The sequence below is a fragment of the Kitasatospora sp. NPDC059722 genome, from assembly GCF_042733235.1.
Classification (GTDB): domain Bacteria; phylum Actinomycetota; class Actinomycetes; order Streptomycetales; family Streptomycetaceae; genus Kitasatospora.
Map to the genome: position 1 here is coordinate 7859 of NZ_JBHWGD010000066.1, position 6458 is coordinate 14316.

A 6458-nucleotide genomic window follows, 5' to 3' on the forward strand; every position below is an offset into this window, starting at 1 on the left:
CCCCGGCCCCCGCGCCGCCCCCCCCCCCCACGTTTACACCCACCCCCCCCCCCCCACACCCCCGCCCCCCCCCCCCGCCCGCCCCCCCGGGCCCCCCCCCCCCGGCGCCGGTGGCCGACGGGGCCGGCCGAGTGCCGATCAGTCGATCAGTCGGTCAGGAGCGGCATCAACGCGGCTTCTTGAAGCCGAGCGTCGTCGCGTCCTTCTTGGTGTAGATGGTGCCGTCCGTGTCCTTGCCGAAGTCGCCGACCTTGGCGGCCATGGGCGGGGTGTAACGCCGGGGCAGCTGCTGGTTCTTGGTCACGGTGCTCTCCAATGCGTCGAGAACGAGGCCTGGAACGGCCTCGCTCCATTGGGCCGCCGCCGCGCCATGGTGTCCACACGGATGATCCGTCTCCGGCCATTGCGAGTCGACCACGAATCGATCCCGGGTTCGAAAAGGTGAACTGTAAACAAAATCCCGGCCGATCCACTCGGCTTGAGTCCTGTGCATGACAGACAGTCGATATGACCGGAGGGGCCCGAGTGAAGCGTGATACTCCCCTTTTCTTCACATCATCATGCCGGAACCACCCCAGGATCGTTGTCATGGAAATGGCGCAAACGAAGGGGAGGCCGACTCGGCCCGGTTGTGCGGCAATTCCGACTGGTGCACCGTTCTCAGGCGAAGCACCGGCGGGGCGTGTTTCCGCCGCGATACCTGGGGGTGAGGCAGGTGCAGTCGCTCAACGACCACCTCGTGGTCTTTCCGGATTCCCCGGGCGGTGCCCGGGCGTACCGTCAGATCGGCGGCGAAGCACCTCGACTGGTGGCCCACGCCTCCGGCCGGCCGTGGCTCGCCGGCTCCTGGGCCCCGGAGGACCTGGTGGTGGCGACCGCGGGCCCCGTCAGCGTGGCCGTGTTCGGGCCGAGCCCGGTCACACCCGACCGGCTCCAGGCGCTGCTCCCGTCCGTGCGCGACCTGCCGGACCTCGACGCGCTGGCCCGCGCCCTGCCCGGCAACACCCACGTGGTGGCCTCCGTCCACGGGCGCGTGCGGTTCCAGGGCACCGTCACCGGGACCCGCAGCGTGTTCACCGCCGGCCTCGACGGCGTGCCGGTCGCCTGCGACCGGGCCGACGTGCTGGCCGAACTCACCGGCGCGGAACCGGACGAGGACCTGCTCGCGACGACCGTGACGTACGGCATGCTCTTCTCCCCGCTGAGCGAGCGCAGTTGGTGGCGCGGCGTGGAGCAGGTGGCCCCGGACTGCTGCCTCGTCATCCCCGGCGAGGGCCCGGCCCAGCCGGTGCGCTGGTGGCAGCCGCCGGAGCCGGACCTCCCGCTCGCCCGGGGCGCCACCGTGGTGCGCGACAAGCTGCGCGAAGCCGTGGCCCTGCGGCTGCCCGGCCGGGGCAGGCTCTCCGCCGACCTGTCGGGCGGCATGGACTCCACCTCCCTGTGCTTCCTCGCCGCCGAGCACGCGCCCGAACTCCTCACCTTCTGCTGGACCGGCGGCAGCGCGATCAACGACGACCCCCTGTACGCCGGCCGGGCCGCAGAGCTGCTCACGCGCGCCGAGCACCTGACCGTCCCGGACACCGACGCCCCGCCCGTGTTCTCCCCTCCCTACTGGGCGACCGACACGGAGGCCCCGCGGGCCACCAGCCGGGGGATGAACGCGATCCGCTACGGCATCCGGCACCTGGTCGACCACGGCGCCACCCGGCACCTGGCCGGCCACGGCGCGGACGAGCTGTTCACCGGAGGCGCCGCCTACCTGCACACGCTCGCCCGCCGGCACCCGGTGACGGCCTGGCGTCAGCTGCGCGCCCACCAGGCCCTGAACCGCTGGCCGTTGCTGCCCAGCCTCGCCGGGCTGGTGCGCGGCGGAGACCTCGGCGGGTGGTGGCGGCAGAGCGCCGACGACCTCGCCCGCACCTCGCCGCTCCCCCGGACCCCGTCCCTCGGCTGGGGCGAGCGGATCCCGGCCACCCCGTGGGCGACCGGCGACGCGGTGCGGGCCACCCAGGCCGTCTTCCGCCGCTTGGCGGACCAGGCCTCCCCGCTCGCGCAGGACCGGGGCCAGCACGAAGCCCTCACCGCCCTGCGCAGCGCCGGTCCCGTGCTCCGGCTGATCCACCGCGAATACGCCGCCGAAGGGCTCGCGCTGGAACTGCCCTACCTGGACGACCGGGTGGTCGAGGCCGTGCTGTCGATCATCCCCCACGAGCGCTACAGCCCCTGGCGGTTCAAGCCGGTGCTGGCCACCGCGATGCAGGGGCTCGTGCCCGACCTGATCCTCGACCGGACGACCAAGGGCGACTGCGAGGAGCCCGTCGACCGCGCCCTGCAGGACCACGTCCCCGACCTGCTCGACCTGTTCGCGGACTCGCACCTGGCGCGCCGCGGCCTGGTCGACGTCGACCGGCTGCGCACCACGCTCGTCACGCCGCCGCGCACCGCCGACGTCTGGTCCGCCCAACTGGAGGCGACGATCGGCGCCGAACTGTGGCTGCGGGAGATCGAGTCCCGCCCCGCCGTCAAGCCGGCCCTCGCCGGCCTCCGTGCCACCGAACGTGAGGAAACCCCGTGACCAGTCCGCCCTGCGCACTCCAGCCCCGCACCCGGCTGCCCCTGCACCGGCGGCTGCTCCCGCTCGCCGCCGTCGCCGTCGCCCGCCCGCTGGCCGGACTGCAGCCCCGGTACCTGCGCCCGGTCCTCACGGCGCTGAGCACCGGCGCCCGTCCCGGCACCGCCGCCCAGGCGTCCGCGGCCCGCGCCGCGGTCGTCGCCGTCAGCCTGCGCTGCGCCGTCCACAACTGCCTGCAACGGTCGATCGCCACGGCCGTGCTCTGCCGGTTCGGCGGCGCCTGGCCCACCTGGCAGGCCGGCGTGCGCACCACGCCGTTCGCCGCCCACGCCTGGGTCGAGGCGGAGGGCCGGGTCATCGACGAGCCCTACCCCGACGGCTACTTCCGGCCGCTGGTCACCGTCGCCCCCAAACAGCGGTCGCAGCCCTCCCAGCCTTCGCCGCCCTCGCAGCCCTCGCAGCCCGCACGCACTGCATGACCACCCCGCGCACCCCCGTCCGGAGGGACCCATGACGCTCCGCCTGACCACCCACACCGTGTCCACCGACACGCACGACGGCGCCGTGCTGCTGAACGAGCGCACCGGGCACTACTGGCAGCTCAACCAGACCGGCGCGTACGCCCTGCAACGCCTGCTGAACGGCCACACCGTGGACCAGGTCGCCGACGAGTTCGTGGCCCACTTCGGCATCGCACCGGCCGCGGCGCGGCAGGACCTCACCGCGATGACCGAATGGCTCCGCTCCTCCGGGCTGGTGGAGGCCGCCTGACCCCCTCGGGCCGCCACCTCGAATGGAGCCGCACACACGATGCTTCGCCAGCTGTGGACCCTGACCCGGGGCCAGCGCCGCGCCCTCGGCGCCGCCCTGCTCCTCACCCTGACCGCCGCCGCCGTGGGCGTCGGGCAGCCCCTGGCGGCCAAGGGCGTGGTCGACGCGCTCACCGCGCACCGGCCGCTCCTGCTGCCCGTGACCGTCCTCGTCGTGCTGCTGCTCGCCCAGGCACTCATCGGCGCCGTCGCGACCTTCCTCCTGGAACGCACCGGCGAGCGGTTCGTCCTCGGCATGCGGACCGGACTGGTCTCGCACCTGCTGCGGGTCCGCATGGCGGCCTTCGACCGCCTGCGCGTCGGCGACCTCATGGCGCGCGCCTCGACCGACGTGGTCGTCCTGCGCGAGGCGCTGACGCACGTCTCCGTGCAGATCGCCACCAACCTGTGCGTCGCGCTGGGCAGCGTCGCGGCGATGTTCGTGCTGGACCCGGTCCTGATGCTGCTCATCCTCGGCGTGCTGCTCGCGTGCGGCCTGGTGATCAACCGGCTGTCGGCGGAGATCGGCCGCTCCTCGACGCAGGTGCAGACCGCCGTCGGCGCGATCTCGGCCGGGCTGGAGCGGGCCCTATCCGCCCTGCGGACCGTCCGGGCCAACCGCGCCGAACGACGGGAGATCGACCGCCTCGGCACCCTCGCCCACGAGGCCTACCACGCGGCGGTGCGCGGCGCCCGGCTCACGGCCGTCATCGCCCCCACCGCCCAACTGGCCATCAACGCCGCCTTCGTCCTGGTCCTGCTGCTCGGTGCGGCCCGCGTCGACCAAGGGGCCCTCTCGCTCGGCGCCCTCGTGGCCATGCTGCTGTACGCGACCCAGCTCACCGGGCCCGTCACGGAACTGATGGAGGGCGTGGCCTCGGTGCACCGCGCCAGGGGCTCCGCCGAACGCGTCCAGGAGGTCTACGAGCTCCCCACCGAGGACGCCACCGGCTCGCGCTCGGTGTCCCAACAGCCGACCACCGCGCCATCGTTGGAGATCAGCGACCTGCGCTTCGGCTACGACCCCGACGCACCCGTCCTCCAGGGGCTCTCCCTCACCGTCCCCCGGAACGCGCTCGTCGCCCTGGTCGGCCCGTCCGGAGCCGGCAAGTCCACCACCTTCGCGCTGATCAACCGCTTCTACGACCCGTGGAGCGGCGGCATCCGCCTCGACGGCCACCCGGCGGACGAACTCGGCCTCCACGAGTGGCGCTCACGGATCGGCTGGGTCGAACAGGACTGCCCGGTCCTGCACGGCACCCTGCGCGACAACCTCCGCTACGCCGCCCCGGACGCCACCGACGACAGGCTGTGGGAGGTCCTCGACCTCGTCAACCTCGCCGCCAAGGTGCGCGCCCTGCCCGCCGGGCTCGACACCGAAGCCGGCGAACACGGCGCCCGCCTCTCCAGCGGCGAACGCCAGCGCATCGCCATCGCCCGAGCCGTCCTGGCCCGCCCCGCCCTCCTCCTGCTGGACGAGCCCACCGCCCACCTCGACCCCGCCAACGAGGCCGCCCTGACCGTCAACCTGCACGACCTCCGCAAGGAGTGCGCCCTCCTCGTCATCGCCCACCGCATGTCCACGATCGAGTCGGCCGACACCGTCGTCATGCTCTCCAACGGCACCACCACCGCCACCGGCCCCTACCCCGACCTCCTCCGCACCCACCCCGGCTTCCAACGCCTCTGCGGCCTCTGACCCCCAGTGCGGCCCGTGATGCTCAGGGTTTCCTCAACTCCGTTGGCCGACAGGCCCCCGCCGCATAGTGTCGGTCCCCGAGGCCGGAGGTTCGAGAGCGAATCACTCGGGACGGAGATTCCCCATGCCGCTTCTACCGGTAGCTGCCGGCATCGCCACCGCGATCGGCGCCGTGCTCCCATTCGTGTACATCAGCACCATCAGCCGCCCGAAGCCGATCCGGCTGGCAGCCATCACCGTCGGGCTGGCGTTCCTCCTGCTCCCCCTCGTCGTGGAGCACACGTCCGACGCCGGCAGCACGGCAGACCTCTACTTCTGGACGGCGGCCGGAGCGATCCCGGCCCTGGGCGGCATCGGCCCCGTCATCGCCCAGCGCCCCCGAAACCGCTGAGGCCAGGCAAACCGTGGCGCCTCCGGCCAACACCGTCGCCAGTTCCAAGCACACGTTCCACGCCTCCGGTTCTGCCGGGACGGCCACCGGGCGTCACAGCGAGGACAGGTCGAGCTCCACCGGGTACGGCGCCGTCGCCTTGACCAGGCCGGTGAAGACCTCACCCGCCCGGTAGCACCGGCTCGCCGGGTCGAGGACGTACGTGTGGACGATCGGGACGACGCCCACGGCCTGCTCGATCCGCCAGTAGAACGGGATGCCGGCCGTGGCGTACTGGTCCAGCTTGACCACCCGGTCGGTGGTCTCCGAGCCCGGCGACACGACCTCGGCGAGCAGCAGCACGTCCGCCGGTCTGGTCGGCGACTCGTCGATCGTCTCCGCGCGGTAGACCACGACGTCCGGGCGGCGGTTGTTGAGCGGCACGTCCTGGAGGCGGACGTCGAAGTCCGTGTCGGCGTTCCACTCGCTCCCCCCGGCCGCGTCCAGCGCGTTCGCCAGCAGCCGGGCCAGGCGGTTGTGCCGCTTGGAAGCGACGGGGCGAACGAGGACCGTGCCGTCGACGATCTCGATGCCCGCGCACTTGGCCGCGCACCAGGAGTCGTACTGCTCGCTGGTGACCCGCGGGCCCGCTTCCCTCATGCGCCACAGCCTAGGCTTCCGGCCCCTCGGAACCGGACGGTTCGAGGGCTGTTCGATATCCTCCCGGTGATCGGCAGCGCGATGGCTGCCCCAGGGGGAATGGGTGGCCAGGATGCGGTCGTCGTCGTCCGAGCGCGAGGTTCCGGGGGCGGCGTGGCAGTGGGACGGGGAGGACGGCGGCGACGCGGGCGGGGCGCTCGGGGACGTCGTCGGCGGGGGCGGCGACGGGCCGCGGATGAGCCGGCGCGGGCTGCTGGTCGGGGCCGGGGTGCTGGCCGCCGGCGGGGCCGTGTGGGCGTTCGGCCCGGGCGGCGGTTGTTGAGCGGCACGTCCTGGAGGCGGACGTCG

At 73.3% G+C, this 6458-nt stretch carries 8 protein-coding genes; 6 read left to right on the forward strand and 2 right to left on the reverse strand.

What is annotated here, in order from left to right:
- Positions 1 to 166: 166 nt before the first annotated feature.
- Positions 167 to 304 carry a hypothetical protein gene (locus ACFV4F_RS31880; protein WP_380507678.1) on the reverse strand — a complete coding sequence of 46 codons (138 nt, stop codon included), beginning with the start codon at positions 302 to 304 and terminating at the stop codon, positions 167 to 169.
- A 411-nt stretch (positions 305 to 715) separates the two neighbouring features.
- Here ACFV4F_RS31880 and ACFV4F_RS31885 point away from each other — a divergent pair, with 411 nt between their 5' ends.
- The 5 genes from ACFV4F_RS31885 (at position 716) to ACFV4F_RS31905 (ending at position 5471) form a co-directional block, all read left to right on the forward strand.
- Entirely contained in the window at positions 716 to 2575 is a 1860-nt protein-coding gene (locus ACFV4F_RS31885; protein ID WP_380507681.1) for an asparagine synthase-related protein, read from the forward strand.
- Positions 2572 to 3051 carry a lasso peptide biosynthesis B2 protein gene (locus ACFV4F_RS31890; protein ID WP_380507683.1) on the forward strand — a complete coding sequence of 160 codons (480 nt, stop codon included), beginning with the start codon at positions 2572 to 2574 and terminating at the stop codon, positions 3049 to 3051. Before ACFV4F_RS31885 ends, ACFV4F_RS31890 begins: the two co-directional genes overlap by 4 nt.
- 31 nt (positions 3052 to 3082) lie before the next feature.
- Complete coding sequence (locus tag ACFV4F_RS31895; RefSeq protein ID WP_380507686.1) at positions 3083 to 3343, forward strand: lasso peptide biosynthesis PqqD family chaperone; 261 nt, start codon at positions 3083 to 3085, stop codon at positions 3341 to 3343.
- A gap of 39 nt (positions 3344 to 3382) precedes the next feature.
- On the forward strand, positions 3383 to 5080 hold the full coding sequence (locus ACFV4F_RS31900) for an ABC transporter ATP-binding protein (protein ID WP_380507689.1): 1698 nt from the start codon (positions 3383 to 3385) through the stop codon (positions 5078 to 5080).
- A 124-nt stretch (positions 5081 to 5204) separates the two neighbouring features.
- Positions 5205 to 5471, forward strand: coding sequence for a hypothetical protein (locus tag ACFV4F_RS31905; protein WP_380507692.1), 267 nt, complete (start codon positions 5205 to 5207; stop codon positions 5469 to 5471).
- A 93-nt stretch (positions 5472 to 5564) separates the two neighbouring features.
- On the opposite strand, the gene ACFV4F_RS31910 is transcribed toward ACFV4F_RS31905, so the two are convergent.
- Positions 5565 to 6110 carry a Uma2 family endonuclease gene (locus ACFV4F_RS31910; protein ID WP_380507695.1) on the reverse strand — a complete coding sequence of 182 codons (546 nt, stop codon included), beginning with the start codon at positions 6108 to 6110 and terminating at the stop codon, positions 5565 to 5567.
- Positions 6111 to 6213: 103 nt separating this feature from the next.
- Here ACFV4F_RS31910 and ACFV4F_RS31915 point away from each other — a divergent pair, with 103 nt between their 5' ends.
- A complete protein-coding gene (locus ACFV4F_RS31915) occupies positions 6214 to 6432 on the forward strand; it encodes a hypothetical protein (protein WP_380507697.1) in 219 nt (72 codons plus the stop codon).
- The last annotated feature ends 26 nt before the right edge of the window (positions 6433 to 6458 follow it).

Bases quoted from the DNA above. Each gene is read 5' to 3' on its own strand.
- ACFV4F_RS31895 (WP_380507686.1), top strand. From the start codon at position 3,083: ATGACGCTCCGCCTGACCACCCACACCGTGTCCACCGACACGCACGAC.
- ACFV4F_RS31900 (WP_380507689.1), top strand. From the start codon at position 3,383: ATGCTTCGCCAGCTGTGGACCCTGACCCGGGGCCAGCGCCGCGCCCTC.
- ACFV4F_RS31905 (WP_380507692.1), top strand. From the start codon at position 5,205: ATGCCGCTTCTACCGGTAGCTGCCGGCATCGCCACCGCGATCGGCGCC.
- ACFV4F_RS31910 (WP_380507695.1), bottom strand. From the start codon at position 6,110: ATGAGGGAAGCGGGCCCGCGGGTCACCAGCGAGCAGTACGACTCCTGG.